Consider the following 13,552-nt stretch of genomic DNA (forward strand, 5'->3'; position numbering starts at 1 on the left):
CGTCAGGTTTGGTCGAGCACAGCGCGGGCCACGATGTCTGTGCCGAATGCCGTCAAAATCGCGAGGTACAACAAGCCGGTGGCAGCCATCACCGCGGAGTAGTACCGCTCCTTCAACGCTGCCTTGGTCACCATCACCAGAATGATCGTGGTGAGCGCGCACATCGCCCACATCCACCCCAGTAGGCCACCCCAGCCATCGTCGACGGCGCCGGTCCACACGCTGACCATCCCGGTCGGCAGCAAGAGAGCGGCAACTTCGAGTGGCCACAACCAGGCCAACGCAGTGACCATCTCGTTGAGCAACCGACGGGGCAAGCCGGGCTGCGTGAGATACCAGTGACCGAGCAGCATCCCGTCGCTGATCGCACCGATGAAGGCCGCACCGATCAACGTACGCAGCAATGCGACGATCAGGGTCCACGTCGACGAGTCCGCTGCGGCGTCGATCGATGCTGCGATGAGACCAACACAGCCGATGACGGCCGGTACGAGGTCAAGGATCGGGTTGAACTCGGGACCCGTGCGTGATGCTGCTTTGTCGGCCGTTCGTTCGATGCCTGTCATCTCGGCAACTCGCTCGGACCGGCGGTCGAATTCGGCGTCATGACCACTGACGCCTGCGTCCTTCCGAATGATGGAGACGATCAGGGCAAACAAGCATGCCGCAGCGACCAGCGCCGACGACACTTCACGAATCGGGTTGCTGCCGAACGCCAACCCCGCAGCGAGCGCCCCCAGTGCAAAGCAGAGGTAGACGGTCCGCAACAACCAGCCGTACCCGACGGAAATGATGCGTCGGCGGGTGGTGAACCAGCAGAACAGCATGCCGCCCGAAGCCCACTGCAGCAGCACGGTTGCAGCGTCGAGACGGATCACGATTCGGGAGGGTAACGGCGTACGCTGACCGCGCCATGGCCACTCCCCAACCCACGGGCACACGTCACGTTCGTCACCACGTTCGTCACCTCGTTCGTCACCTCGTTCGCTCCACGCTCGTGGTCCTGGCGCTCGCGGCAACAGCCACCGGCTGCTTCACCGGCGAGCGGCCCACCTTCGGCTGTGCCCCCGGCGAATCGACGGGTCGAACCGAGATCGATGAGGTGCTGAACCGCTTCGAGTGTGTCGCAACTTCGACGTTCACCGCGGATTACGCCGTTCTGACCCGACTGGGAGACATCGACTCCGCTGCCAAGGTCGTCCAGGCATCATCGGGCCGACGGTCGATCACGATTAACGATGTCCGCTATGTCTACGACAACGGCCGAACGCTCACGTGCGACCTCGTCAGCGACACGTGTGAAGCGATCATCAACGAGGCGCGTACAAGCGACGTCCTGCTGACCAGCGAGTTTTATGCGCAGTCCATGGCCAGCCGCCTGCGGGTCGACGCTGAGCGGCGCATCGGTGACCCGGTTGCATCCGAGGTCGAATTGGGTGGCCAGCCGGCTCTGTGCGTCGCCGTGCCGGTCACGGGAGGCACCAAGACCTACTGCGCACTCGAGTCAGGGGCGCTCGCGCTTTTCGATGGGAGCGACCTGTTGATCGAGCTCACCGCATACTCATCTACTCCCAACGAAGCCGCCTTCGACACCTGACCAGCCCGTCTGGTCGCATCGCCGCCCGCATGACGGCGATCAGGTGGACTCAGGCGTCGACGGAGATGAGGTGGTGGTCAGAGTTGTTGAAGCGCTCGGGGCCGTCGTCGGTCGCGGCAGCAATGTCTTCGAGCCGCATGCCCCACTTGCCTGGGATGTAGATGCCCGGCTCGACGCTGAACGCGTGTCCAGCTTCAAGGGGACGCTTGTTGCCTTCAACGATGTAGGGGTCTTCGTGCGCCTCAAGGCCGATGCCGTGACCGGTGCGGTGGATGAAGTAGTCGCCGTAGCCGGCATCGTCGATCACCTTGCGGCACGCTCGGTCGACGTCTTCGCATGCCGTCCCGACAGTGGCCGCGGTGACGCCCGCTGCCTGCGCTTCGAACAGCACGTCGTACGCCTCCGCGACGTCGGCGGGAATGTCACCGGTGAAAACGCACCGGGTTGTGTCCGAGCAGTAACCGTTCATCGTGCCGCCGAAGTCGGTGAGCACAATCTCGCCTGGCTGGATGACGCGATCGCCCGGATGATGGTGCGGGCTCGACGCATTCTCGCCAGCGGCAACGATGGCAAAATTGACGACCTGGTGACCTTCTTCGATGATGCGCCGGCCGAGATGTGCCGACACCTCGGCTTCGGTACGGCCAACCAGCGGAATCTCGCCGCGCTGGAGTTCGCCGGCGATCTTGTCGACGGCGGCGCCGGCGGCGGCCAGCGCGTCGAGTTCTGCCCGGTCCTTGCTCATCCTCAGAGGACCGACCACATCGACAGCGCGCGTGAACTGAGCATTCGGCAGGTGTGGCAACAGTTCGACAAGGAACCTCGACCACATCTGATCGCCGACCGCAATGCGCTTGGCGCCCGATGCCAGGCGGCCGACGATGGCCGTCGGATCTTCGGTCTCGGACCACGGCAGCAGGTCGAACACGCCGGGTTGCGGTTCCACACGGGCAGCCTCAAGGCCAGGAATCAGCAACGTGGGGTCACCCTCACGCTGCACGACGAGCATCGTCAATCGTTCGAGCGGCATTGCGGTGTACCCCGTCATGTACGGCAGGTCATGACCAACCGAGAGCATGACCGCATCGACCTGCTGGTCAGCCATCGCCGTCCGTACCCGGGCAAGTCGATCGAGGTAGACGGATGTATCAAGTGCTGTGCTGCTCACCCGCACAGTCTGCCAGCCGTCCGGTGCAGCTGAACAGCCGGGAAACTCATGATGACACCTGACCGACGCGACGGGTCCGTCGTTAGCTTGGTGGCATGAACGCGGCGAACGACACCACTGCGGCACCCTCTTCGGGAGCTCAGCACATCGACCTGTATTGGCGTCCCGGCTGCGGATTCTGCTCGAGCCTGCGCCGTGGCCTGGACAAACTCGGCATCGAACGAGTCGAGCACAACATCTGGGACAACCCAAACGATGCTGCGACGGTTCGCCAGCATGCAAACGGAAACGAAACCGTCCCGACGGTCGTCGTCGGCAGTCAGAGCCTGGTCAATCCGTCCGCAAAACAGCTGCTGGCGTTTCTCTCGTCGCAAGCCCCGCATCTCCTCCCCGCTGGTCAGGACGAAATTGAAGAATCCGGCGGCAAGGTCGGTCGTTTCGTCGATCGCGTGCTCGGCAACTGACCGACTCTCGGCACAGCACATCCCGTGCAGCGACAACTAACCTGACACGATGACCACTCCCGATTCTGCCTGGGACCCCGGCGACATGGACATTGCGCCATCGATTCTCGACCTGATCGGCAAGACGCCGATGGTCCGCATGAAGCGGGTGAGCGAAGAGCACGACATCAAGTGCACCCTCGCGATGAAGCACGAAGTGACCAATCCCGGCGGCTCCTCGAAGGACCGTCCGGCGCTCGAGATGATCCTGGCGGCTGAAGCAAGCGGTGAACTCCTGCCCGGGGGCACCATCGTCGAACCGACATCCGGAAACACCGGTGTCGGCCTGGCCATCGTCGCAGCCCAGCGGGGCTACAAGTGCGTGTTCGTCATGACCAACAAGGCGGGCAAGGAAAAGGTCGACCTGCTCCGGGCGTATGGCGCCGAAGTTGTGGTGTGCGACGTCGCTGTTGCCCCCGAGGACCCCGACAGCTACTACTCGGTGGCCGAGCGGCTCACCCAGGAGCGCGGCGCCTACCGACCCAACCAGTACGCGAACCCGAACAACGCGATCGCCCATACCAAGACCACGGGACCCGAGATCTGGGAGCAGACCGCCGGCCGCATCACGCACTTCGTTGCAGGAGCGGGCACCTGCGGTTCCATCACCGGCACTGGTCGATTTCTCAAGAAGATGAACCCAGACATCAAGCTGATCGTCGCTGACCCGGACACCTCAGTGTTCTCCGGTGGATCGGGCCGGCCGTATCTCGTCGAAGGTGTTGGCGAAGACTTCTATCCAGCCGCCTACGACGGCGACCTCTGGGACGAGGTCATTCCGATCAGCGACGAAGAGAGCTTCCTCACCGCTCGCTACGTCAGCGAAACTGAGGGCATCCTGATCGGGGGTTCCGGCGGGACGGCGGTCGCTGCTGCGCTCAAGGTCGCCAAAGAAGCCGACGACGACGCTGTGGTCGTCGTGTTCAACCCTGATTCCGGGCGCGGCTACCTCTCAACGGTCTTCAACGAGAGCTGGATGATGAACTTCGGGTTCATCAAAGAGTGCGATCAGTGTGTCGGAGCCGTGCTCGATACGCGCAACGCCTCGATCGAGAACCTCCTGTACGTCAACCCGACGGCACCGGTCAGCGAGGCGATCGAGATCATGCGCGCCAACGGCGTCAGCCAGCTCCCCGTGTGCAAGAACACGCCACCGTTCGCAAACGCCGAGGTGTCGGGCTCGGTCGATGAACTCGAATTGATGGATGTCATCCACCGCGACCCTGGAGCGATGACCGTCGAGGTCGAAAAGATCATGGGCGCCAAGCTCCCAACGATCGGTGTCGGCCAAAAGGTCGAACTCGCTGTGGAAATGCTCGAAACTGCACCAGCCCTGCTGGTGCTCTCAGGCGGTCGGCCGCTGAGTGTGCTCACCCGCACCGACCTGCTTTCCTATTTCACCGCCATTGCAGAGGACGCCGCCGGACGTGACTGATCAAACCCCCAACGACACCGAGAAGCTGACCGACATGTCGACGGGCTTCTCGACCCGAGCGATCCACGCCGGCCAGGAGCCGGACCCGACCACGGGCGCCGTCGTCGTCCCGATCTCGCTGTCGACCACCTTTGCCCAGGACGGCGTCGGCAACCACAAGGGCTACGAGTACTCGCGGTCGGGCAACCCGACACGGACCGCCGTCGAAACACAGATTGCGTCGCTCGAGCAGGCCCGCCACGGCCTCTCGTTCGCCAGCGGTCTCGCTGCCGAGGACAACATCTTGCGTCTCCTCACCGTCGCGCCAGAAGGCAGCGGCAAGCGTGTTCTGCTCGGCAACGATGCCTACGGCGGCACGTTCCGCCTGATCGCAAAGGTCTGGGGTCCAATGGGATACCCATGGACTGCCGTCGATCTCACCGATCTCGACGCGCTGCGAGCCAACTGGCCTGACGACACGGGCATGATCTGGTTGGAGACCCCCACCAACCCGCTCCTGACTTGCTTCGACATCGAGGCCATTGCTTCGATTGCCCACGAACGTGGAGCGATCGTCGTTGTGGATAACACCTTCGCAACCCCGTACCTGCAGCAGCCGATCACGCTCGGCGCCGATCTCGTCGTGCACTCGGCAACCAAATACCTCGGCGGCCACAGCGATGTGGTCGGCGGCTTCGTCGCCACCTCGAACGATGAGCTCGCCGAGAAGATCGGCTTCACGCAAAACGCTGCGGGCGCTGTGCCGTCACCGTTCGACAGTTACATGCTGCTCCGCGGTGTGAAAACGCTTGCGGTGCGCATGGATCGCCACTGCGAAAACGCACGGGCAATCGTCGACCTGCTCATCGACCATCCTGCCATCGAGCGCGTGCAGTACCCGCAGCTCCCCGATCACCCCGGCCATGCCGCGGCCGCTAAGCAGATGAAGGACTTCGGCGGCATGGTGTCGTTTCAGGTCAAGGCCGGGAAAGACGCTGCCATGCGCGTCGCCGATGCCACCTCGATCTTCACGCTTGCCGAGTCGCTGGGTGCGGTGGAAAGCCTCATCGAGCATCCGGGCGCGATGACCCACATGTCCGCTGCCGGCTCTCCGCTCGAAGTGCCGGACAACCTGGTCCGCCTCTCGGTCGGCATCGAAGACAAGGCCGATCTCGTCGACGACCTCGCCGCCGCACTCGACACGATCTGATACTTGACGTCCGCCTGACAGGTCAGGAGCTGAGGAAGAGTTGGTAGGCCGGGTTGTCCGACTCGTTCCAGAAGCGGTAGCCGAGCGTCTCGAGGAACTCGTCGAACGCCGCGCCATCACTCGGCGGCACCTGCATTCCGACCAGCACGCGAGCGAGGTCGGCGCCGTGGTTGCGGTAGTGGAAGAGCGAGATGTTCCAGGCCGGGTTCATCGACGTCAGGAACCGGAGCAGTGCACCGGGACGCTCCGGAAACTCGAACCGATAGAGCACCTCGTGCGATGCATGTGCCGATTTCCCCCCGACCAGGTGGCGAACGTGCGCCTTGGCCAACTCGTCACTGGTGAGATCGATCGCGGCGAAACCCGCCACCTCGAATGCATCGGCGAGCTCGGCTGTCTCGTCTCGCGACGAGGCCGCGATACCGACGAACACATGCGCCTCGGCCTCGTCGCTGATCCGGTAGTTGAACTCCGTGACGTCGCGTGACCCGACGACTTCACAGAATCGTCGGAAGCTGCCGGGCTGTTCCGGAATCGTCACCGCGAAGATCGCTTCGCGCTGTTCTCCGTAGTCGGCTCGCTCCGCGACGAACCGGAGGCGGGTGAAGTTCATGTTTGCACCGCAGGCAACTGCGACCAGGGTCTGATCGGCCACCTCAGTGGTCTGCACGTACTTCTTGAGTCCGGCAATTGCCAGCGCGCCGGCTGGTTCGAGCAGCGACCGAGTGTCCGTGAAGACGTCCTTGATCGCAGCGCAGGTCTCATCGGTGCTGACCAGCACCACCTCGTCGACGTACTGCTGCGCCAAACGGAAGGTCTCATCGCCGACCCGCTTGACCGCTGTGCCGTCGGAGAACAGGCCGACCTCGGCGAGTTCGACGATGTGGCCGGCGCGCAGCGAGTCGGCCATTGCGGTCGACTCGTCGTGCTGCACCCCAATGATCTTGATGTCGGGCCGCACCTGTTTGACATACGCAGCGATCCCGGCAATCAGGCCGCCCCCGCCGATTGCCACGAAGATCGCGTCGATCGGTTGGCCGTGCTGGCGCAGGATCTCCATGCCGATGGTGCCTTGGCCCGCAATGACATGGGGGTCATCGAACGGGTGCACGAGCGTGAGTCCACGCTGCTCTTGCAGCTCGAGCGCATGATGGAAGGCTTCGTCGTAACTCTCGCCGTGCAGGACCACTTCGGCGCCTCGCTGGCGCACCGCATCGACCTTCACCGACGGTGCGGTCGACGGCATCACGATGACCGCGTCGCACCCCAGTCGATTGGCAGCCAGCGCCACACCCTGAGCATGGTTGCCTGACGAGCAGGCGATGACGCCGCGACGACGTTCCTCAGGGTCGAGGTGCGCCATCTTGTTGTACGCCCCGCGGATTTTGAAAGAGAAGACCTCTTGCATGTCCTCCCGCTTCAGCAACACGTCGTTGCCGAGGCGGCGTGACAACGCGGGCGCATCATCGAGCGGCGTTTCGACCGCCACGTCGTAGACCTGAGCGTTCAGGATCATGCGGAGGTAGTCAGGTTCACTCATTCCGTGCCCAGTCTTGCTGTTCAGCCGTCCGCCTGGCGTCACGCTGGGCGATTGGCCGGAAATCGGGTAGACCATGTTCATGACCGATGCGTCGACCCCCGCCACTCAGCCGAGCGAGGTCAGCCCCGGCGCTCCGCTCGATCGACCGATCGTCATCGCCGCTAATCGCCTTCCGGTGATGCGAGACGACAGTACAGAGTCCGGCTGGACCGCCAGCCCCGGCGGGTTGGTCCGAGCGCTGCTCCCGATGCTGCGATCATCCGGTGGTACGTGGGTCGGCTGGACCGGAGATCCCGACGACAACGCTGAACCATTCAGCGTCGACGGCGTCAACCTGCACCCGGTTCCCATCAGTGCCGACGAAGTTGAGCTCTACTACGAAGGATTCTCCAACGACGGGCTCTGGCCGCTGTATCACGATGCCCTTCGGGAGTCGACCTACGACAGCCTGCAGTGGGACGCCTATCGCAACGTCAACGAGCGCTTTGCCGTGACACTGGCCAACATCGCACCCGCTGACGCGATTGTCTGGATCCACGACTACCACCTCCAACTCGTGCCGGCGATGCTGCGCCGCCAACGCCCTGATCTCACCATCGGCTTCTTCCTGCACATCCCGTTCCCTCCGTACGAGCTGTTCTCACGCCTGCCGTGGCGCGACGAAATCATCGAAGGGCTACTCGGCTGCGATCTGGTCGGGTTCCAACGTCCAATGGGCGCCGCGAACTTCACCGCCTGCGCACAGCAACTCCTCGGGGTCGAAGAGCGCAACGGGGTCATCGAACTCCCAACTCACCACGCGTCCGTCGGCGTGTTTCCGATCTCGATCGACTTCGCCGAAGTCGAAGAGATGGCCGCCGGTCGCGCCACCCGCAAACTCACCAGCCAGATCCGCGCTCGACTCGGCGACCCCGAGGTGATTCTGCTCGGTGTCGACCGCCTCGATTACACGAAGGGCATCGGGCTTCGCCTGCGCGCGTTCGGTGCCCTCCTCGAGTCCGGCGAGATCGATCCAGAGCGATGCGTGATGGTGCAAGTTGCCACGCCGACTCGCGAAGCTGTGGAGCACTACCAGGACGAACGCCGCGAGATCGAACGACTCGTCGGCGAGATCAATGGGCGCTTCAGCCGAATCGGGCTCCCTGTCGTCCACTACCTGTATCAAACACTGTCGTACGACGACTTGATTGCGCTCTACCGGGCCGGTGACGTCATGTTGGTGACTCCATTCCGTGACGGCATGAATCTCGTCGCCAAGGAGTACGCCGCAGCGCACATCGATGGCGATGGTGTCCTCGTGCTGTCCGAGTTCGCTGGAGCAGCTGACGAACTGACCGACGCAGTCCTCGTCAATCCCCATGACGATCGAGCGCTCCAGCAGGCGATCGTCACCGCCGTCGAAATGCATCGCCACGAGCGGCGCCAACGCATGAGTGGGCTGCGCCAACAGGTGCAACGCATGGACGTGCAGGGATGGGCCGACCGTTTCCTTGCCGACCTCGTCGCCCCGACTCCCCGGCCATGACGGCGGGACATCTCGCTGCCAACGGAGACGGCGAAGCTGCTGACGACCTGTACTTCGACGATGCCGTCGAGCTCGCTCAACGCGTGGCCACAGCGCCGCGGCCGATCGTGATCGGTCTTGACATCGACGGAGTGCTGTCACCGCTCGTCGACCATGCCGATGATGCACGGCTGCTCGACGGCGTAGCGGACGCGATCGAACGGCTCGACACACTCGACGACGTCACCATTGCGGCGGTCTCAGGCCGGGCCCTGGCGAGTATGCGGACCTTCGGGTTGCCTTCCCACGTCCACCTGATCGGCAGCCACGGCATGGAAGCCGCCGACACACCGATGCTTCCGCTGACGGACGTGGAACGCACGCGACTCTCCACGTTGCTGGTGCTCGCGCAGGACGCTGCCGCGACGGCGGGACCCGGAGCCTGGGTCGAGACCAAGTCGGCAAGCGTCGCCGTCCACGTGCGGACCGCCAACCCCGAGACGTCGCGCCAGGCTCTTGCCGATCTCGGGCGGCAGACCGCTGACGTTGACGGCGCATCAAGCAAACCCGGCAGCAATGTGCTCGAACTCTTCGCCCGTCACGCCAGCAAGGGCACCGCCATGCACGGACTTCGTCAGACCATCAATGCCAGCACCGTCGTCTTCATCGGCGACGACGTCACCGACGAAGAAGCCTTCGCGGTGCTCGGCGGCGACGACATCTCGATCAAAGTCGGAACCGCACCGACCATCGCTCGACACCGCCTCCGCGACCCACATGCCGTGCTTCGCTGGCTGACTGCGCTCGCCGGCTGATCCTGAACATCTCCAGCCGCTCGTTCAGAACAGGCTGGTCTGGCCCGCCGGTGGCGTCCGGCGGATTGCGGTCCATGGGTTGTAGTTGTCCATGAAGACCCAGCTGCGCCGGTGGATGGCCGATGGGCCGTACCCTTGGATCGCCGCCTTGTGCACAGGGCAGGGGTATCCCTTGTTCGTGTCGAAGGACCAATGCGGATATGACTCGGCCAGCTCGCGCATCAGTCGATCGCGCACCACCTTGGCGAGGACGCTGGCCGCGGCAACGCTCAGGCAGCGCAGATCCGCTTTCACGGCCAACTCGACGTTGGCCACGGACGGGGACACGAAGTCCCACTTGCCGTCAGTGATGGCAACGTCGGGCGTCACCGTCAGCGACTCGATAGCCCGACGCGTTGCCAGTTTCTGCGCAGCTGACATGCCGAGACGGTCACACTCCTCCTGACTTGCTGCGCCGACGGCCCAACTCACGCACCATTCGGCAATCTTGGGAAAGAGCGCCTCGCGTTCGCGTTCGGTCAACAGTTTCGAGTCACGGATGCCGTTGACGCGCGTGTCCCGAGGCACGATCGCTGCGCCCACCATCAGCGGCCCGGCCCACGACCCCCGACCGACTTCGTCGATACCGACGACCACGTCGTGGCCACGGGCCCACATCTCTTTCTCGATCTCACGCGTCGGCGCCCGCTTCTTTGAACTCTTGAAGCGAGTGGCCATCGCCACGCATCATGCCAGCTTCAACCCGCCTGCCCTCACCGCCGCGAGGTTGTTGTCGCCTACGAGAAACTTGTCGAGTCTGGATCTGCGCCGGGGTTGATGTCGGGCAGGTCCGGTGCGGCGTCCGCTTCGGCTTCCACCGTTACTGGCCGTGATGCTGGGGATGCTGGAGCAGCCTGCGGTGTCACAGACAGTTGGCCAGCCGACACCGACAGGTTGGTCGCTCGCGCCGAGCGCGGTGCGTCCCACAGACCTTCGCCCATGCGGCTCTCAGCCGACCACGCTGCATCGATGGACACCGCCGTGAGCCGCTGAAGGTCTCCGGTCTGTTCCCAGAGCACCGCCGGGCGCTCGCCGTGCCAGCGCACCGCAATCGACACTGTTGATGTCGATGACGTCGGGACCCCGTGCAACTCGAAGTTGACCCCGAGCCATGCCGACGGCAGGCCCATGGGCAGCACGTCGCCGCCACTGACGAGGCGGCGTTCAACCGACGCCACGAAGCGTCCAGCGGACGACCCGCGTTCGAGCTCGGAGAACGGTTGCAGTTCCGGAGCAGAGATGCGACCGGACACTCGATCTCCCATCTTGGCGATGTCGCGAGCGGCACGTCGGTCGCCAGAAAGAACGGCAATCCGGTGAGCCGCATCAAGCGCTGCGGGAAGCTGCGGATCGTCACCGCGGGCAACAGCTTCCAACGGCCCGACGATCTCGACGAGCCATGGTTCGGCTTCATCTCCGCAACGCACGAGTTCCCCGACGTCAAGAACGAAGCCGATCGGGTCGTCATCGGCGCGGACAGGACCCTCGAGCATCAGATCGCATCGCGCCGCGGTGACTGCGGCGGCGAGCCCCACGTCTGGCAGATCGATCCGGCTTGCCCGGTCGGTCAGCGCTGACCATCCGCGGGCGACCGTAGCGGCGCTGGGCAGGCTGGCAAGCGAGACCGCGTGAGGATCGACCCCGGCCGGGAGCGGCCCATGAGGAATCGCCACTCGGATCGACGTGTGGTGTGCGATCGGCATCGTCACTGCGTCATCCGGGAGGTCGATGCCCTGAATCAGCACATCGCTTGGTGATCGTTCGGTGAGCACGCTCCGACCAAAGAACGCGACTGCGAACGGCAGGGGCGAGTCGTTCTCGATCTCGATCACTGTGAGCCCACCCCGATCAGCAACGGACCACACGCGGTGCACCGCGTCGCCGTCCGGAATACGGACGCGCGTCTCGATGACCGGCGTGCCGTCGAAGCGCCGCTGCCTGACTGCTGCCTCCTTGGATGGCAGGTGCCAGCGATCATCGGCGGCAACCGCCCAGTCGAGCGGCGCTAATCGCTCCTCGGCCCATGGGGTCACCGCACCCCAGGCCGAGACAGACGCTCGCCACTGCTGGCCGGTCACGCCGACCGTGATCCCAGCATCGTCGGTCGGGCTCGGTTCGACGGCATGTGCGACCATCCATGCAGGCTACGAACGGAGTTGCCGAACGCCGCGCCTGACCGACAGCCGGCGATCGGCGAGTTGCCGAATGTCTGACCTCGCGTCGTACAGTCAGGTGCGGTGCGAGTCGCAGCGTTGATCCCAGTGAAGCGCTTTGACGCGGCAAAGGGTCGTCTTGCAGACGTGGTCGATGGACCAACCCGAGCTCGGCTCGCTCAATGGATGGCGACCGGAGTCGTCCGCTCTTGCCATCCGCTCGACGTGTTCGTGGCCTGCGACTCCGACGACGTGGCCGACTGGGCTGCCGAACACGGTGCTGCGGTCATCTGGGGGCCGGGCCTGGGATTGAACGGCGCCATTGACGACGGGGTCGCCGCCATCGCCGACGCCGGTTATGACCAGGTCATCATCTCCCATGCAGATCTGCCACACCCAACGATGCTGCCGACAGTCGCTCGTGCTGGAACGGTCACGCTGGTGCCGGATCGGCGCCGCGACGGCACCAACGTGCTGTCGTTCCCACTCACCGATGCAATCGTTGCCGCCTATGGGCCCGGCTCGTTCAACCGTCACTTCGAAGCCGCTCAGGCACTCGGCATCGCCGTCGAGGTTCGTACCGATCACGACCTCTCGCTCGACGTCGACACCCCCGGCGATCTCGCCCATCCCCGAATCAAGGAGGCGCTGCCGATATGGCTGCGAACGAACCCGGTCAACCCGACGTGAAGCTGGCGAACAATGGTGAGGTCTCGAACTACACCCGCAACTTTGCAACGCCTACTTCGGCGCTCGCAATCGGCGCCCATCCTGACGACGTGGAGTTCGGCTGTGGCGGGCTGCTGGCCAAGTGGGCGGCCGATGGCTGCACGATCCACCATCTCGTGTGCACGGATGGCTCAAAGGGCACGTGGGACGTCGATGCGGACGTTGCTGCCTTGGCCGCGCGTCGCCAACTGGAACAACGCGAGGCCGCCCTGCGGCTCGCTGGTTCGTCACCGGACCGCGCTGGCGAGGTGCGATTCCTCGGTCACGTCGATGGCGAACTGGACAGCACGCTCGCCGTGCGCGGTGAGGTTGCTCGCGTCATTCGCGAGATCCGACCGCAGGTCGTGCTCGGCCACGACCCATGGAAGCGATATCGCCTGCACCCTGACCATCGCCACGCGGGCTTATTGGCCTGCGAAGGCATCGTCGCGTCGCGTGATCCTCATTTCTTCCCCGAGCACGGCCTGGAGCACCACCGGCCTGACGCACTGTTGCTCTGGGAAGCCGACGAGCCCGACCATGTCGAGGACGTCAGTGACCACGTTGACACCAAGCTGGACGCGCTTCTCGCCCATGAGAGCCAGTTTGAGTCGACGATGAAGGCAGTGGATGACAGCGCACTCGACGCATTCCGCGTCCGCATCAACGATCGCTTGTCAAGCTTGGGAGCACCGCACGATTTGGGCGCCGCCGAGGTGTACAAGCTCATCACGAGCCTCTGACAGGGTCCTTCCGGCGGCCAAACGGGTCGGGACGGCGCAATCCAGGCTGACACTCACCTGGGGCGAAAACCCAAATGGGAGGCCCGAAGGCCTCCCAGACGGTGTTCAGATGTGACCGAGGGTCACTACTTCTTCTTCGCCGGAGCCTTCTTGGCTAC

At 64.2% G+C, this 13,552-nt stretch carries 13 protein-coding genes; 8 read left to right on the forward strand and 5 right to left on the reverse strand.

Features of this window, described 5'->3' with window-relative positions:
* Positions 1-2: 2 nt before the first annotated feature.
* Positions 3-878, reverse strand: coding sequence for a hypothetical protein (locus ACH2DW_RS02020; RefSeq protein ID WP_394928041.1), 876 nt, complete (start codon positions 876-878; stop codon positions 3-5).
* Between the two features lie 35 nt (positions 879-913).
* Here ACH2DW_RS02020 and ACH2DW_RS02025 point away from each other — a divergent pair, with 35 nt between their 5' ends.
* Positions 914-1,597, forward strand: a complete 684-nt coding sequence (locus ACH2DW_RS02025) for a hypothetical protein (RefSeq protein ID WP_394928042.1) — start codon at positions 914-916, stop codon at positions 1,595-1,597.
* A gap of 49 nt (positions 1,598-1,646) precedes the next feature.
* Here ACH2DW_RS02025 and ACH2DW_RS02030 read toward each other — a convergent pair whose 3' ends face one another.
* Positions 1,647-2,765: a M24 family metallopeptidase gene (locus ACH2DW_RS02030; protein ID WP_394928043.1), complete on the reverse strand. Its 1,119-nt coding sequence runs from the start codon at positions 2,763-2,765 to the stop codon at positions 1,647-1,649.
* 95 nt (positions 2,766-2,860) lie between these two features.
* Here ACH2DW_RS02030 and ACH2DW_RS02035 point away from each other — a divergent pair, with 95 nt between their 5' ends.
* Genes ACH2DW_RS02035 through ACH2DW_RS02045 form a run of 3 tightly spaced genes read left to right on the forward strand, consistent with a single transcriptional unit; the run spans position 2,861 to position 5,892 of the window.
* The gene (locus ACH2DW_RS02035; protein ID WP_394928044.1) at positions 2,861-3,229 is read left to right on the forward strand and encodes a glutaredoxin domain-containing protein; all 369 of its coding nucleotides are present in this window, start codon (positions 2,861-2,863) and stop codon (positions 3,227-3,229) included.
* A 49-nt stretch (positions 3,230-3,278) separates the two neighbouring features.
* Positions 3,279-4,703 (forward strand): pyridoxal-phosphate dependent enzyme, encoded by a 1,425-nt coding sequence (locus tag ACH2DW_RS02040; RefSeq protein WP_394928045.1) that lies wholly within the window; start codon positions 3,279-3,281, stop codon positions 4,701-4,703.
* A gap of 34 nt (positions 4,704-4,737) precedes the next feature.
* On the forward strand, positions 4,738-5,892 hold the full coding sequence (locus tag ACH2DW_RS02045; protein WP_394928054.1) for a cystathionine gamma-synthase: 1,155 nt from the start codon (positions 4,738-4,740) through the stop codon (positions 5,890-5,892).
* A 22-nt stretch (positions 5,893-5,914) separates the two neighbouring features.
* On the opposite strand, the gene ilvA is transcribed toward ACH2DW_RS02045, so the two are convergent.
* Complete coding sequence (ilvA, locus tag ACH2DW_RS02050; protein ID WP_394928046.1) at positions 5,915-7,432, reverse strand: threonine ammonia-lyase, biosynthetic; 1,518 nt, start codon at positions 7,430-7,432, stop codon at positions 5,915-5,917.
* A gap of 79 nt (positions 7,433-7,511) precedes the next feature.
* Here ilvA and ACH2DW_RS02055 point away from each other — a divergent pair, with 79 nt between their 5' ends.
* Together ACH2DW_RS02055 and otsB are read left to right on the forward strand one after the other, a co-directional pair.
* Positions 7,512-8,957, forward strand: a complete 1,446-nt coding sequence (locus ACH2DW_RS02055; protein WP_394928047.1) for a trehalose-6-phosphate synthase — start codon at positions 7,512-7,514, stop codon at positions 8,955-8,957.
* The gene (gene otsB / locus ACH2DW_RS02060) at positions 8,954-9,751 is read left to right on the forward strand and encodes a trehalose-phosphatase (RefSeq protein WP_394928048.1); all 798 of its coding nucleotides are present in this window, start codon (positions 8,954-8,956) and stop codon (positions 9,749-9,751) included. The genes ACH2DW_RS02055 and otsB overlap by 4 nt, the downstream gene beginning before the upstream one ends.
* A 24-nt stretch (positions 9,752-9,775) precedes the next feature.
* Here the strand turns inward: otsB and ACH2DW_RS02065 are convergent, their stop codons facing one another.
* Both ACH2DW_RS02065 and ACH2DW_RS02070 read right to left on the reverse strand, forming a co-directional pair.
* A complete protein-coding gene (locus ACH2DW_RS02065; RefSeq protein ID WP_394928049.1) occupies positions 9,776-10,468 on the reverse strand; it encodes a ribonuclease HII in 693 nt (230 codons plus the stop codon).
* Between the two features lie 59 nt (positions 10,469-10,527).
* A complete protein-coding gene (locus tag ACH2DW_RS02070) occupies positions 10,528-11,925 on the reverse strand; it encodes a hypothetical protein (protein ID WP_394928050.1) in 1,398 nt (465 codons plus the stop codon).
* A gap of 126 nt (positions 11,926-12,051) precedes the next feature.
* Between ACH2DW_RS02070 and ACH2DW_RS02075 the strand changes: the two genes are divergently transcribed.
* Positions 12,052-12,633, forward strand: coding sequence for a hypothetical protein (locus ACH2DW_RS02075; RefSeq protein WP_394928051.1), 582 nt, complete (start codon positions 12,052-12,054; stop codon positions 12,631-12,633).
* Complete coding sequence (locus ACH2DW_RS02080; RefSeq protein ID WP_394928052.1) at positions 12,600-13,394, forward strand: PIG-L deacetylase family protein; 795 nt, start codon at positions 12,600-12,602, stop codon at positions 13,392-13,394. The genes ACH2DW_RS02075 and ACH2DW_RS02080 overlap by 34 nt, the downstream gene beginning before the upstream one ends.
* The last annotated feature ends 158 nt before the right edge of the window (positions 13,395-13,552 follow it).

The organism is uncultured Ilumatobacter sp. (assembly GCF_963980585.1).
Lineage (GTDB): Bacteria > Actinomycetota > Acidimicrobiia > Acidimicrobiales > Ilumatobacteraceae > Ilumatobacter_A.

Bases quoted from the DNA above. Each gene is read 5' to 3' on its own strand.
- ACH2DW_RS02025 (WP_394928042.1), top strand. From the start codon at position 914: ATGGCCACTCCCCAACCCACGGGCACACGTCACGTTCGTCACCACGTT.
- ACH2DW_RS02035 (WP_394928044.1), top strand. From the start codon at position 2,861: ATGAACGCGGCGAACGACACCACTGCGGCACCCTCTTCGGGAGCTCAG.
- ACH2DW_RS02040 (WP_394928045.1), top strand. From the start codon at position 3,279: ATGACCACTCCCGATTCTGCCTGGGACCCCGGCGACATGGACATTGCG.
- ACH2DW_RS02045 (WP_394928054.1), top strand. From the start codon at position 4,738: ATGTCGACGGGCTTCTCGACCCGAGCGATCCACGCCGGCCAGGAGCCG.
- ilvA (WP_394928046.1), bottom strand. From the start codon at position 7,432: ATGAGTGAACCTGACTACCTCCGCATGATCCTGAACGCTCAGGTCTAC.
- ACH2DW_RS02055 (WP_394928047.1), top strand. From the start codon at position 7,512: ATGACCGATGCGTCGACCCCCGCCACTCAGCCGAGCGAGGTCAGCCCC.
- otsB (WP_394928048.1), top strand. From the start codon at position 8,954: ATGACGGCGGGACATCTCGCTGCCAACGGAGACGGCGAAGCTGCTGAC.
- ACH2DW_RS02065 (WP_394928049.1), bottom strand. From the start codon at position 10,468: ATGGCCACTCGCTTCAAGAGTTCAAAGAAGCGGGCGCCGACGCGTGAG.
- ACH2DW_RS02070 (WP_394928050.1), bottom strand. From the start codon at position 11,925: ATGGTCGCACATGCCGTCGAACCGAGCCCGACCGACGATGCTGGGATC.
- ACH2DW_RS02080 (WP_394928052.1), top strand. From the start codon at position 12,600: ATGGCTGCGAACGAACCCGGTCAACCCGACGTGAAGCTGGCGAACAAT.